Origin of the sequence: Actinoallomurus sp. NBC_01490 (assembly GCF_036227085.1) — a bacterium.
In the GTDB taxonomy this organism is placed as follows: domain Bacteria; phylum Actinomycetota; class Actinomycetes; order Streptosporangiales; family Streptosporangiaceae; genus Actinoallomurus; species Actinoallomurus oryzae.
Map to the genome: position 1 here is coordinate 6862544 of NZ_CP109433.1, position 13418 is coordinate 6875961.

General features: G+C 72.4%; 9 protein-coding genes. 3 read left to right on the top strand and 6 right to left on the bottom strand.

What is annotated here, in order from left to right:
* The first annotated feature begins 59 nt into the window (after positions 1-59).
* Both OG417_RS32025 and OG417_RS32030 read left to right on the top strand, forming a co-directional pair.
* A complete protein-coding gene (locus OG417_RS32025; protein WP_329236448.1) occupies positions 60-1298 on the top strand; it encodes a four-carbon acid sugar kinase family protein in 1239 nt (412 codons plus the stop codon).
* A gap of 13 nt (positions 1299-1311) precedes the next feature.
* Complete coding sequence (locus OG417_RS32030) at positions 1312-2079, top strand: FadR/GntR family transcriptional regulator (RefSeq protein ID WP_329236450.1); 768 nt, start codon at positions 1312-1314, stop codon at positions 2077-2079.
* 11 nt (positions 2080-2090) lie between these two features.
* Here OG417_RS32030 and OG417_RS32035 read toward each other — a convergent pair whose 3' ends face one another.
* The 4 genes from OG417_RS32035 to OG417_RS32050 are packed head-to-tail and all read right to left on the bottom strand — an operon-like array spanning position 2091 to position 9072.
* The gene (locus OG417_RS32035; RefSeq protein ID WP_329236452.1) at positions 2091-3773 is read right to left on the bottom strand and encodes a glycoside hydrolase family 43 protein; all 1683 of its coding nucleotides are present in this window, start codon (positions 3771-3773) and stop codon (positions 2091-2093) included.
* A 36-nt stretch (positions 3774-3809) separates the two neighbouring features.
* A complete protein-coding gene (locus OG417_RS32040) occupies positions 3810-5168 on the bottom strand; it encodes a DUF1593 domain-containing protein (RefSeq protein ID WP_329236454.1) in 1359 nt (452 codons plus the stop codon).
* 13 nt (positions 5169-5181) lie between these two features.
* On the bottom strand, positions 5182-6657 hold the full coding sequence (locus tag OG417_RS32045; RefSeq protein ID WP_329236456.1) for a glycoside hydrolase family 28 protein: 1476 nt from the start codon (positions 6655-6657) through the stop codon (positions 5182-5184).
* A 21-nt stretch (positions 6658-6678) separates the two neighbouring features.
* Entirely contained in the window at positions 6679-9072 is a 2394-nt protein-coding gene (locus tag OG417_RS32050; protein WP_329236458.1) for a hypothetical protein, read from the bottom strand.
* A gap of 325 nt (positions 9073-9397) precedes the next feature.
* Here OG417_RS32050 and OG417_RS32055 point away from each other — a divergent pair, with 325 nt between their 5' ends.
* The gene (locus tag OG417_RS32055; RefSeq protein WP_329236460.1) at positions 9398-10900 is read left to right on the top strand and encodes an exo-alpha-sialidase; all 1503 of its coding nucleotides are present in this window, start codon (positions 9398-9400) and stop codon (positions 10898-10900) included.
* 86 nt (positions 10901-10986) lie between these two features.
* Here OG417_RS32055 and OG417_RS32060 read toward each other — a convergent pair whose 3' ends face one another.
* On the bottom strand, positions 10987-12279 hold the full coding sequence (locus OG417_RS32060; RefSeq protein ID WP_329236461.1) for a M18 family aminopeptidase: 1293 nt from the start codon (positions 12277-12279) through the stop codon (positions 10987-10989).
* An 88-nt stretch (positions 12280-12367) separates the two neighbouring features.
* Positions 12368-13363, bottom strand: coding sequence for an aldo/keto reductase (locus OG417_RS32065; protein WP_329236463.1), 996 nt, complete (start codon positions 13361-13363; stop codon positions 12368-12370).
* Between the last annotated feature and the right edge of the window lie 55 nt (positions 13364-13418).

Here is a 13418-nt window from a genome sequence, read left to right on the forward strand (position 1 = left end):
CGAAGCGAGGGAATCAAAGACGCGCCCCTGTGGTCACTCCCTCCGACGAAGGAGGGCTCATGACCCGCCGGATGACCGTCGTGCTGGACGACGACCCGACCGGCACCCAGTCGGCCCGGGACGTTCCGGTGCTTCTGGATCCGGAGGCCGACCCGACCGCCGGCGCCGACGACGTGGTGTACGTGCTCACCAACACCCGGGCGATGGAGGAGGACGAGGCCGTGGCTCTGCTGCGGCGCCTTCGCGCCCAGATCGACGCCACCGGGGTGCGGGCGGAGTACGTGCTGCGCGGCGATTCGACGCTGCGCGGCCACGTCTTCGCCGAGTCGGACGTGTTCGCCGGCGACGTGCTGCTGTTCGTGCCGGCGTTCCCCGCGGGCGGGCGGACCACGGTCGACGGCGTGCACTACGTCAGCGTGGACGGGAGGCGGCGGGTGGCCGCCGACACCGAGTTCGCCGCCGATCCGGTCTTCGGCTACCGGGCCCGGACCCTGCCCGGCTGGGTCCGCGAGGTCGGCGGCCGTGACGCGTACCCGGTCGGCCTGGCGGCGCTGCGCGCCGGCGGGCCGGACACGGTGGCGCGGGCCCTGCGCGCGGTGCCGGCCGGCACGGTCGTCGTCCCCGACGCCGAGACCGACGACGATCTGGCCGTCATCTCCGCGGGGCTGGACCGGGCGCGAGCGGCGGGCCGTACGGTGACGCTGCGGTGCGCCGCCCCGCTGGCCGCCATGCGGGCCGGACGGCATACCGCCCGGCCGGTTTCACCCCCCGTACGGTGTCGCGACGGCGGTACCCTTGTCGTCTGCGGCTCGCACACCGACGCGAGCGGCCGGCAACTCGCCGCGCTCTCCCGCGACCTGAAGACACCAGTGCACACCGTATCGACGACAGCCGCTCTCTCCGACCCGGACCGGGAGGGAGCACGCCTGGCCGCGGCGCTGGGCGCGGACCTCGCCCGGGGCGGCACCGCCATCGTGGCCAGCGAGCGGACGCGGCGGGCGGAGCACGGCACCCTCCGGCACGGGGCCCGGGTCATGCGGGCGTTGTGCGGGGCCGTCGCCCCGAACGCCGGGCGGCTGGCGGCGGTCATCGCCAAGGGCGGCATCACCTCGGCGGAGGTGGCGCGCCGCGGGCTGGGCGCACGCACGGCCCGGGTGGTGGGTCCCCTGCTGCCCGGGATCGCCGTGTGGGAGGTCCCCGCCCCGGCGGGCGCCCCCATCCTGTACGCCGTCGTGCCCGGCAACGTCGGCGGCGACCGGACGCTGGTCGACATCGCACACGTCTTCGGGCTGATCTGAGAAGGGACCTGGTGTGGCGGAACCCTCCAACGCCTCGACGAGCGAGGCACGGCCCAAGACCCCCCGGGCGGAGGCGCCGCAGATCCTGCTGTCCGCTCCGCAGCGGGAGAGCGCGGTCGTCGACATCGCGCGGCAGCTGCTGTCGCAGCTGCTGTCGGGACAGCTCTCCCCCGGCACCCGGCTGCCCTCCGAACGCCAGCTCGCCGAGAGCCTCGACGTCGGGCGGTCCACGATCCGCGAGGCGCTCAAGGCGCTGGACGTCCTGGGCATCATCGAGGTGCGCCAGGGCGACGGCACCTACCTCAAGCAGAGCACGTCGAGCCTGCTGCCCAGCGCCATCGAGTGGGGCCTCATGCTCGGCCAGCCGCAGCTGCTCGACCTGATCGAGGCCCGGCGGCACATCGAGACGATCACCGCCGGGCTGGCCGCCGAGCGCGCCGACGACGCGGACGTCGCCGAGCTGGCCGAGCACCTGGAGGAGATGCGCGCCGCCCCGGACAGCGCCGCCTTCGTCGAGGCCGACGTCGCCTTCCACCTGACGCTGGCCAACGCGGCGGGCAACTCCGTGCTCAACGACATCCTGGGCAGCATCCGGTCGCTGCTGCGGGTGTGGATCCGCCGGGCCATCCAGGAGGTGGGCAGCGCCGACACCACGATCGCCGAGCACGCCGCCATCCTGACCGCCGTCCGCGAACGGACGCCCGAGGCCGCGGCCGAGGCCATGCGGGCCCACATGCGGGCCGCGGGCGCCCGTCTCGAACGCTCCCTCCGAGATCGTTAGGGCAGGAAACCTCACGCCGGGCCGACGCGGAACCAGTCGACCTCGGCGGTGTCGCCCTGGTCCGGGCCGGAGGGCGCGGTGCCGAACAGGCCGAGCGTGGCTCCGACCCAGGTGCTCGGGGTCGCGGTGAACGCTCCTCCGACCGGTCGCAGGCCGCGCCCGTCCGGGTCGGCGGCGAACCGGCACACGCCGCCCGGCCCGACCTCGACCCGCAGCCGTACCGAGGTGCGGCCCCGGGCCGGCGTGATGGGGGCGGCGGCGTCCACCTCGCCCTCGTCCTCGGCCGCGGTCCGGTGCGTGAGGACGAGCTGCGATCCGCTGCGCCGCAGTCCGATCCACGCGTAGGCGTCCCCGAGCACCACCAGCCCGGCCCGTACGTCCTCTCGCGTCGCGCGGAGGGAGAGCGACGTGGTCACGACGAACGACTCGGCCGGGAAACGCTGACCCAGCACGTTCGGCAGCAGCCGCAGGTCCGCGGTGTCGGCGCTGGGCGGGCAGGCCAGGCGGAGCCGGCCGCCGCGCACCGACGCCCAGGACGGATCGGCGTTCGCCTGCCAGAACCACTGCTCGCCGAGCCGGTGGCCGGTGAAGTCGTCGCTGCTCGCGGGGGCACAGATCTTCGACGGCCGTCCGACCGCCGGCTTGCGGTGGACCAGCACCGGCGTGCCACGGCCGCTGCCGTCGTCATCGCCCATCACCGGCCAGCCGTCGTCCCGCCACCGCATCGGCTGCAGGTGGACCACCCGGCCGTAGACCCCGCGGTCCTGGAAGTGCAGGAACCAGTCCTCGCCCTGTTGGGTGGTGACCCAGGCGCCCTGGTGCGGCCCGTTGATCGTGGTGTCGCCCTGGGCCAGCACGATGCGGTTCTCGTACGGGCCGAAGATGTCGCGCGACCGGAACGCCGACTGCCATCCGGGCTTCACCCCGCCCGCCGGCGCGAAGATCCAGTACCAGCCGTCGCGCTTGTACAGCTTGGGGCCCTCCAGCGTGGTGTAGCCCGGGATCTCGTCGCCGTCGACCACGACCTGGCCGTCGTCCAGCAGCTCTCTGCCGTCCGGGCTCATCCGGTGCAGCGTCAGCCGGTTGTTGATCCCCGAACGGCTCTTGGCCCAGGCGTGGATCAGGTACGCGCTGCCGTCCGTGTCCCACAGCGGGCACGGGTCGATCAGGCCCTTGCCCTCCTTCAGCGCGTACGGCGTGGTCCACGGGCCCGCCGGGTCGACGGCGGTGGTGACGAAGATGCCGTAGTCCGGATCCGGGTAGACGATCCAGAACTTCCCGGCGTGATACCGGATCGCCGGCGCCCACACGCCGTTCCCGTGCTGCGGCACGCTGAAGTGGTCGCGGGGCTCCAGCTCGGTCAGCGCGTGCCCGATGATCGTCCAGTTCACCAGGTCCCGCGACCGCAGGATCGGCAGCCCCGGGATCCGGTTGAACGTCGAGGCGGTGAGGTAGAAGTACGGCCCCACGCGTACGGCGTCGGGGTCGGACCAGTCGGCGTTGAGCACCGGGTTCTGGTACCGGCCGTCACCGAGGTCGGCGACCCACGGCAGGTCGGGCCGCCCATGATCCGCGGGAGTGGCCGGGCTCCGTACGGTCGCGTCGGCCGTGCCGCCGAGACGGCCGAGGACCACCGAACCGGCCACCGCCCCCAGGCCGGTCTGAATGACCCGCCTGCGACTCTGCTCACCCATGCGTGTCCCTTCCTCTGGTCATCCGGGTCTGCTCCGTCATGCTCCGGATCGCTTTCCGGGCGGCCGGGCCGGTGCGGCGCAGCGGAGCATCCGGTCGGCGAAGTCGCGCAGGTAGTCCACACGCCACTGGTTCACGCTCTTGGCGCCGGGATAGATCCCCTCGGCGGCCGCGGGGTCCTGGTCGTCGCACCACCAGTTCGGGTGGGTGGCGGACGGCCGGTTCGCGCGCTCGATCGGCGGCGGCACGGCGGTGAACTGGCCGGACAGGCCGTCCAGCCCGGCGAAGTCGCTCTGGATCGCGTACGACCAGACCTGCGGCGTCTTGGGGGCGAAACGGAAACGCAGGACCTTGCCGTCGTTCACGGCGAGGGACGGAACCCGGCCGTCGGTCAGCATCTGCGCGGTGTTGGCGGAGGTGAAGCCGTCGGGGACCGGCAGCGCGATCTCGGCGACGCCGTAGACCTCGACCGTGTCCGCCGCGGTGGTGATGCGGTCGTAGACGGTCTTACGGCCGTCCCAGAGGCGCACGTACCGTCCGCCCCAGCTGGGTTTCGCCGGGTTCTGGGCGCCGTGCAGGAACCAGCCGACGGCCGGGGAGTCGCCCATCTTCAGCTCGCCGCCGCGCTCGCCCGCGAAGAAGTCGCCGAGCGCCCCCTCGCCGGCGACGTGTGTCGTCACGAACGCGGTGTTCCCCCACTCGCCGGTCTGGTCGCCGCCGGTGAACCAGCCGCGGTACGTCGAGTTCGACTCGATCATCCAGAGCTCCGGATGGTGGGTCTCGATGTAGTCGTAGGCCTCGACGCTCCACATCTTGTTCGGCCCGCCGATCCAGTAGACGCGGATCTTCGGCAGGATGTCGGGAGCGTCGTGCAGCGCCTGCGCGAGGTCGTCGATCCCCCCTGCCATCAGGAGGTACAGCGGGCGCGGGTCACGGCGACGAGCGCACTCGACGATCCATTCGGAGCCTTCGGTCGGGCGGTCGAACCCCGCGGGCCGCTGCCAGCCGTACCCGTCCGCGCCCTGCTTGGTGATCGCGCGCAGCCGGTCGGGTTTCGGGTAGTGGGGGGAGTACGTCCGCAGGTACGGATGGTCGCGCTCGTAGACGTCGATGACGTCGAGGATCGGCTGGGCGCTGTTCGTTCCGGGCGGCGAGTGCACGAGCCCTTCGATGTCGAAGCGGTCCGCGTACACCAGGAGGTGGACCAGGGACTGCCAGTCGTCCGGATCGCTGCCGCCGATGTCGGTGTTCCAGATGACGCGCGGACGCGAGTGCGGGGACCTGCCGGCGCCGGAGGAGCCCAGGGCCGCCGCCGGGGAGTTCGCCATCGCGGCCGTGCCCAGCGCCGTTCCCGCCGCCAGCGCCGTGTAGCGCAGGAAGTCTCGTCTCTCGATCATGCGGGGGCCTTCCTCACGTGTTGCCGATGACCGGCGGCGTGGTCACCGGCTCACCGGCGACGGTCACCCGGTCGAAGGTCAGGCCGTCGATGTCGGAAATGGTGCTGTCGCGCGAGACGTTCGTGAACGTGCAGTTCACGAGACGGATGTCGTGCAGCGGGTCGTCCGGGTAGCCCCGGATGAACAAGGGGGCGCGGCTCGTGTCGCAGATGAGGTCGCGGATCTCGACGTTCCGTACGAGCGGCGGGTAGGAGCCGGTGTCCCCGTCGCCGTGGTACAGGTCGATCGAGATGGTCTCCTTCAGCAGCGAGCTGATGTGGATGTCGCGCAGGTAGACGTTCTCCACGAAGCCGCCGCGCACCGAGTTGGTCTTGATGTACAGCCCGAAGTACAGGTTGGGACTGCCCATGGTGCAGCGGCGCACGAACACGTTGCGGATGCCGCCGGTCGTGTCGCTGCCGATCGCCACCGCGCCGTACCGGATCCGCATGTCGCAGTCCTCGATGAGGACGTCCTCACAGGGCACGTTCACCCGCCGCCCGTCGGCGCCGCGGCCGGCCTTGATCGCGATGGAGTCGTCGCCCGCGTCGAACACGCAACGCCGGATCACCACCCCCGAGCAGGACTCCGGGTCGCAGCCGTCGTTGTTGGGCCCCCTGCTGTCGACGTGGACGTCGCGCACGGTGACGTTCGTCGAGAGCACCGGGTGGATCTGCCACATCGGCGACCGGTGCAGCGTGACGCCCTCGACCAGCACGGAGCTGCAGCGGTAGAACTGCACGAAGTTCGGCCGCAGGTAGTGCCCGGCGCCGAACACCCGCTGTTTCACCGGGACGCCCCGGTCGGCCATGTCCTGCAGCGCCGCCCAGTCGGCGCTCTCCTCGGGGTCGCCCGGCTTCCAGCCGAAGTCGCTGTTGCCCACCCACGGCCACCAGTGCTCCGTGCCGCCCTGCCCGTCGAGCGTCCCCGAGCCCGTGACCGCGATGTTCTCCTGGCCGTACGCGTAGATGAAGGGCGAGTAGTTGTAGCACTCGATGGAGGAGAAGCGGGTGTAGACGGCCGGCAGGTAGGCCGCCGGGTCGGTGCTGAACAGGACCGTCGCGCCCTCGCCGACGTGCAGGTCGACGCCGCTGCGCAGGTGGATCGCGCCGGTCAGGAACGTTCCCGCCGGGACGTCGACGTGGCCGCCGCCGGCGTCATGGCAGGCGGCGATCGCCCGGCGGAACGCCTCCGTGCAGTCGGTCGTGCCGTCGCCGACCGCGCCGAAGTCGGTGAGGGCGAACCGGCGGGCGGGGAACCGGGGTGGGCGGACGCGCCGGGAGATCTCGGCGGCGCGCCGCCACCCGGTCGCCCCGCCGGATCCCGGCCGCGCGCCGGCGTCCGTCGCCGCCCGGGCCGACACGGCGCCGGGGGCGATCCCGCCGAGCACCGCGCCGCCGGCGGTCGCCGCGGCGCCCGTGGTGAGGAAGTTACGTCGTGACCATGTCAATGTCGGCCTCCGTGAATGCGCCTACAGTGCGGGGCTGAGGTTCTCCCAGCGGACGGTCCAGGTGCCGTCGTCGGGGAACCCGGGGGCGTGCCGGTCGGGCGCACCGTCCCAGCCTGCGCACATGAACGCGATCGCGTAGAGCAGGCCGCCGTTGTCCGGGAGGTAGGGGTAGCCGTGCGTGTCGCCGTACCCCGCGTCGTCGATGTTGTTGGCGCCGCCCGGATAGAGCAGCCAGTGCAGCGCCTGCTCCGGCTCGCCGATGCGGGCGGCGGTCATCGCGATCATCGGGAAGTCCCAGCTCCACCGGTCGACCTGCCATTCGGCGAAGACCTTGTGGGCGGTGCGGAGGAAGGTGTCCTTGTCGACCCCGTCGCCGGGCAGCCAGCCGTACACGACCGCCGGCCCGGGATGGTCGAAGTTGTACTTCGTCCACATGTCGGGCACGCCCTCGTAGAGGACGTACACGCCGTCCTGCACGGGCAGTTCGGCGAGGCCGTGCAGCACCTTGTCCCAGCCGGGGTCGCGCGACAGGCCGAGGCGCTCGCGCCAGGTCTGGGCGATGCGCAGGCCCATCCGCCAGTACGACAGCTCGAACGTCGGGTTCATGGCGGTCTTGGCGTCGGCGTTCTCCGACATCACCTGCAGTGGGGGGCCGAGGACGTAGCGCTTCGTGGGTTCGTCCCAGAAGGCGTACGACGCGAGGAAGTCGGCGGTGGCGAAGAGCACCTCGCGCCACTTCTCCAGCGTCTCCCGGGTGGGGTGGGCGCGGTAGTCGAGCTCGGCGAAGAACATCGGGTGCGGCTGCTGCCAGATGAGCAGCACGTTGGTCTCGCCGGGCGACTGGCGGAGGTCGGGACCGATCATCTTCGGCCACTTGGCGCCCTTGTAGCCCTGCGCCGCGGCCCGGCGCCGCGACGAGGGGAGCAGCCGCCGATAGATGCCGACGGACCGGTCGAGGAGGTCCCAGCGGTTCCACAGCGCCCAGTGCGCCGCGTGCCACCAGTACATCTCCATCTGGGCCTTGCCCCACCAGGTGCGCAGCACGAGGCCGCTCTCCTGCGTCGGGAACGATCCGGCGTCGTTCACGGCTTCGAGGTACTGCGAGAGCACGATGCGGCGTTCGAGTTCGAACCAGCGGGGGTCGGTGCTGCCGGACAGGTCGACCGCGCCGCCGGACTTCCAGTGCCGCGGCCAGTGACGGGCGCCGGCCGCGAAGACCGCGTCCGGCTGCGGGACCGACCGCGCGCCGTCGGGCGAGAACAGCAGGACGAACTCGAGGCGGCCGTGATCGCCGCCGGTGAGCGTGTAGCGGTGCTTGTCCGCGAGCCGGCCGATGCGCAGCTCGGCGCCGGTGGCGACGCGCTCGCGGCGCACGTCGCCGCCGAGGCGGTAGACGACCTCGAGGATCTCACCGGCGCTCGTTCCGGTGCCGACGAGATCGGCGTCGACGGTGGCGAACAGGGAATCGTCGGCCACCTTGGCGCGCAGCCGGTCGGCCACGTCCACCCAGTCGCCGCCCGCGCCGTAGCGCGCGGAGGTGATGGTGAGCGACCCTCCGGCCGGGGCGTTCAGCTCGGCACCGGCCGACCAGCGCAACCCCGTGTGGTAGGTCATGTCGTGAAGGCCGCTGAGGGTGTGGGTGATGTCGGCCCGCCGCCCCGCGCGGCGGACCAGGCCGGTCTCGTGCGCGTCGGGGTGGTCCCAGTCGCCCACGTAGACCGCTCTCTTGTCGATCGTGTCGACGAAGGGGAAGTCCACGAAGACCGACAGCCGGCCCGCGTCGACGAGCGGCGACTCGACGGTCACCGCGACGGCGTCGACGTCGGGGTGGCAGCAGGTGCGCACCCGTACCGGTTCGCCGTCGACCTGGAAGCGGCTGTCGAGCGTGCCGGTCCACAGGTCCAGCTCCTGGTGGCAGTCGGTGAGATCCCCGATCACGGCGTCCCAGCCGTCGCGGGTGACCAGCCGCAGCCCGGGGCGCGCGAGGCTGATGAGCTGCGGATACATCCGCATCCAGTCCGACAGCGCGGTCTGGGTGTCATTGGGGATCCAGTACCGTACCGGCCGGCCGTGGGTGTCCCAGACCTCGCCCTGGAAGTCCGACGGTTTCTGTCCCGGGGGCAGCGGAGCGCTGTACCACGCCCAGTTCGCCAGCGTGTTGAACGGCGTGAACGTCTGCAGCCCGGTGATGTCGGCGTTGAAGGCGAACGACCCGTTGCCCACCTGGAGCGGCCACTCCTGGCTCGCCGACGTGCGCACCACGTTGTGCCGCGACACCAGGGCATGACGGTCGATGGGCGCGCCGGTGCCGCCGGGCCCCCGGGGGGCGGCCTGAGCCTGGCGGGGAAGCAGCGGTGCGCCCGCGGCCATCGTCGCGCCACCCGCGGCTGACAGGAACTGTCGGCGATCGAACACGAGAGTCTCCTCAGAATCGCTGGGCTCACGTGGCTGGCAGAAATCGGAGTTGACCTGGGCAAGGTGGTGATCGGGAAGCGCGGCACGGCCCGCGTGCCCTGACGGTCGGCGCGTGGGAAAAGGTTTTCCTCCGGTGCAGAGGCTCGCACTGTGGCCGACGCCGGTCAAGGTCTCGGCCGAGATCGGACATAGCACCGACAACTCGCCGCACAGATGTTGTCGACGGCCACGGGGTGGGAAAAGGTTTTCCCAACCGGGCCGCACACGGACGTGACCCGTGGGCGGGCGGGCGCGCCCGCCGTCGCGTCAGCGGAAGGGAACTCGCATGAAACTGGTACGCAAGACCGCGTGGATCACGGCGGCCATCATCGCCGTGCCGCTACCGGTGCTCGCGGCGACGGCCGCGCCCGGCGGCGCGCCACCGCAGGTCGTGGCGGCGGTCCCGACGGCCGCCCGCCCGCTCGTCGACTGGACCGCCCCGTACCCCCAGACCGACAGCCCCACCCGCGGATACCCCGTGCTCGGCGGCCTGTCGACGACCGAGCTGTATCACGCCGCCCCCTCCACGGGGACCTACAGCCACCACCCGATGGTGACCTATCAGGGCGGCACTCTCTTCGCCTCGTGGTCCAACGGCGTGGTCAACGAGGACAACCCCGGCCAGCGGGTGCTCGGCACCGTCTCGACCGACGGCGGCGGCGGCTGGGCCGGATGGGAGGTCTACTTCCCGCCCCAGGACCAGACCCCGCCCGACGAGCCGGGCTCCGACGGCCGCGTCCCCGGCCGCGTCCTGACCGCCGACGGATACGCGACGATCGGCGGTGACGTCTACGCGGTCGCCGAGGTCTGGGACTGGGTCCAGAAGGGTGACGACCGAACGCAGAAGGGGTGGGGCCGCATCGCGCGGCGGGTCGCGCCGGACGGCACCCTCGGGCCGATCTTCTGGCTGGAGCCGACCTCCCCCGAGCCCAAGCCCGGCTTCCCGAGCTACCCGAACGCCTCCGATCCGAGGTACGGCGCGATCGCGCGGCAGATCACCGCGTACCTCGCCGACCCGCGCAACACCCCGCCGTGGGACTACAAGAGCGGCTGGACCGAGGACCATCCCGCCGCCGACGGCCAGACCCTCGGCCATGTGACACACGCCTACGTGCAGGCCGACGGCACGTACGTACGGCTCTGGCGCGGCAACAACACCGGCAAGCTGTACGCGCAGGCGAGCCACGACCGCGGCAGGACCTGGGACCCGGCCATCCGCACCAGCATGCCCGACGCGCGCAGCAAGTCCTTCGCCGGCCAGCTGCCGGACGGCCAGGCGTACGTCGTCGGCAACGAACAGCCCCCCACGCAGCGCGATCCGATGTCGATCTCCCTCGCGAGCGACGGTGTGCACTTCGACCGGGTGGGCGTGATCCGCTACGCCGCCCCGCCGCTCCGCTACACCGGCGGCCACAAGAACCCCGGGTTCGAGTACCCGTCCGCGATCGCGACCGACACCGACCTGTGGGTCGTCTACTCGGTCAACAAGGAGGACGTCGCCATCACCAAGGTGCCGCTGTCGTCGCTTCCCGTGACCACGGACGACCTCCCCGGCATCATCCTCGAGGGCGCGCGGAGCCGCGCGATCTCGGACGGCGGGCTCGCGGTCCAGCTGGCCGGCCAGGCCAACAAGATCATGAAGGAGGTCGGAGGCGGCGCGAGCGTCCAGGCGGTCGCGGACGAGCTCGCCGCCCTGCGCCGACGGGTCGGCGAGCAGTCCGGCAAGGGCATCACGCCGGCGTACGCGAAGCTGCTCCAGCAGGACATCACGATCGCGAGCGGCGGCTGATCCCTCGACGGCCTCCGCGAGGGCGGGGCGGGCTCGGCCTCAGGCCGCCCATCCGGCCCGCCCGCGCCTCGGGCGCCCGGCTCGGCTCAGTCCTCCAGGAACGCCTTCAGCGCGTTCGCCAGCAGGTACGGGTCGTCCGCGCCGCACAGCTCCCGGGCCGAGTGCATGGACAGGATCGGCACGCCCACGTCCACCGTGGTGATGCCGTACCGGGCCGCGGTGATCGGGCCGATCGTCGTGCCGCACGGCATCGCGTTGTTGGAGACGAACTCCTGCAGCGGCACGCCCGCGCGGTCGCACGCCGCGGCGAAGAGCCCGCGCCCGACGCCGTCCGTGGCGTACCGCTGGTTGACGTTGACCTTGAGGATCGGGCCGCCGCTCGGCATCGGCCGGTGTGTCGGGTCGTGCCGCTCCGCGTAGTTCGGGTGCACGGCGTGGCCGGTGTCGGCGGACACGCAGACGCTTCCCGCGAAGGCCCGGGCCCGGTCCTCGTGCGAGCCGCCGCGTACGAAGACCGACCGCTCCAGCACCCGGCCGAGGAGCGGCCCGCCGGCGCCGGTGTCGGACTCGCTGCCGTTCTCCTCGTGGTCGAAGGCGGCCAGCACCGGCACGTGGGTGAGACCGGAGGAACCGGCGACCGCGGCGAGCGCGGCGGTCGCGGCGTGCACGGACAGCTGGTCGTCCAGCCGCGCCGCGGCGAGGAACTCCCGGTCGCGTCCCAGGTACGCGGGAGGCTGGACGTCGTGGGTCATGAGGTCCCAGCCGACGACGTCGGACGCCTCGACGCCCGCCTCCTCGGCGGCGAACCGGATCAGCCCGCCCTCGTCGATCGCACCGAGACCCCACACCGGCTGCATGTGCCGCTGCCGGTCGAGCACGAGCCCCTTGTCGCCCACGTTCCGGTCGAGGTGGATCGCGAGCTGTGGCACTCGCAGCAGCGGCCGGTCGACGGCGAGCAGGCGCGTACCGCCGTCCCGCAGCACGAGCCGGCCGGACAGGCCGAGGTCGCGGTCGAGCCAGCTGTTGAGCAGCGGCCCGCCGTAGATCTCGACGGCGACCTGCCGCCAGCCGTACGCACCCGAGTCCGGCCGCGGCTTGACGCGCAGGTTCGGCGAGTCGGTGTGCGCCCCGACGATCCGGAACGGCGTCTCCGGGGGCGCGCCCTCCGGGACGTACCAGGCGATGATCGCCCCGCCGCGTACGACGTAGCGTCCGCCGGGCTCACCGTCCCAGGCGTCGGTCTCCTCGAGTCGCGTGAATCCGGCCCGCTCCAGGCGTTCGGCGACGTTCGCGACCACGTGGTACGGCGACGGGCCGGCCGCGACGAAGGCCGCCAGGTCGTCGGTGTGTTCCCGGTCGAAGTGAAGCTGCGCACTCATAGGGCAAGGCTAGGGAGCCGCAGGCACTCTCCGCCCACGGCCTCCCGGTGAGACCCGGGCCGGCGCGGGTCCCATCGGGAGGCCGCACTCAGTTCCCCACGCCGAGACCGGACATGAACGCGGACGGGTATCGGTCGCCGCGCGCCGCGCCCGGCGGCACCGCCTTCTCGATCTCGGCGAGGTCGTCCGCCGTGAGGTCCAGCTCCGTGGCGGGCAGCGCTTCGGCCAGCCGCTCGCGCGTGCGAGCGCCGACCAGCGGCACGATGTCCTCGCCCTGCGCGGCCACCCAGGCGATGGCCAGCTGCGCGACGGTGCACCCCTTCGCCTCGGCGACCCGGCGCAGCGCCTCCACGAGCGCGAGGTTGTGTTCCACGTTCCCGCTCGAGAACCGCGGGCCGGCGCCACGGCTGTCGCCGGGGCCGGCTGCGTGGCCCGCGGTCCAGTGCCCGGAGATGAGGCCGCGGCCGAGGACTCCGTAGGCGGTCAGGCCGATGCCGAGCTCCCGCAGCGTGGGCAGGACGTCCGCCTCCACCGCACGGGAGATCAGCGAGTACTCGATCTGCAGGTCGGATACCGGGTGCACGGCGTGCGCCCGGCGGATCGTCGCCGCGTCGACCTCCGAGAGCCCGAGGTGCCGCACGTACCCGGCATCGATCATCTCCTTGATCGCGCCCACCGTCTCCTCGATCGGCACCGCCGGGTCCAGCCGCGCAGGACGGTAGATGTCGATGTGGTCGGTGCCCAGCCGGGTCAGCGAGTACGCCAGGAAGTTCCGCACCGCCTCGGGACGGCCGTCGTGCCCGCCGAACGCGGAGCCCGGCCCCCGCAGCATGCCGAACTTCACGCTCAGCACGTAGTCGTCCCGATCGCGGCCGCGCAGCGCCTCGGCGAGCAGCAACTCGTTGTGGCCCATGGCGTAGAAGTCGGCGGTGTCGATGAGCGTGACGTCGTGCTCCAGCGCGGCGTGCACGGTGGCGATGCTCTCCCCGCGGTCGGCCGCGCCGTAGGCGCCCGACATGCCCATCGCTCCCAGGCCCAGCGCGGAGACGGCCGGTCCGGTGCGGCCCAGGTTTCGTGTCTGCATCACGTTCTCCCTCTTGTCGATGCCGCCCCCGACTCTGCGCCAGGATCGCCACGGG

Coding starts and splice junctions, on each gene's coding strand:
- OG417_RS32025 (WP_329236448.1), top strand. CDS start 60: ATGACCCGCCGGATGACCGTCGTGCTGGACGACGACCCGACCGGCACC.
- OG417_RS32035 (WP_329236452.1), bottom strand. CDS start 3,773: ATGGGTGAGCAGAGTCGCAGGCGGGTCATTCAGACCGGCCTGGGGGCG.
- OG417_RS32065 (WP_329236463.1), bottom strand. CDS start 13,363: ATGCAGACACGAAACCTGGGCCGCACCGGACCGGCCGTCTCCGCGCTG.
- OG417_RS32040 (WP_329236454.1), bottom strand. CDS start 5,168: ATGATCGAGAGACGAGACTTCCTGCGCTACACGGCGCTGGCGGCGGGA.
- OG417_RS32060 (WP_329236461.1), bottom strand. CDS start 12,279: ATGAGTGCGCAGCTTCACTTCGACCGGGAACACACCGACGACCTGGCG.
- OG417_RS32055 (WP_329236460.1), top strand. CDS start 9,398: ATGAAACTGGTACGCAAGACCGCGTGGATCACGGCGGCCATCATCGCC.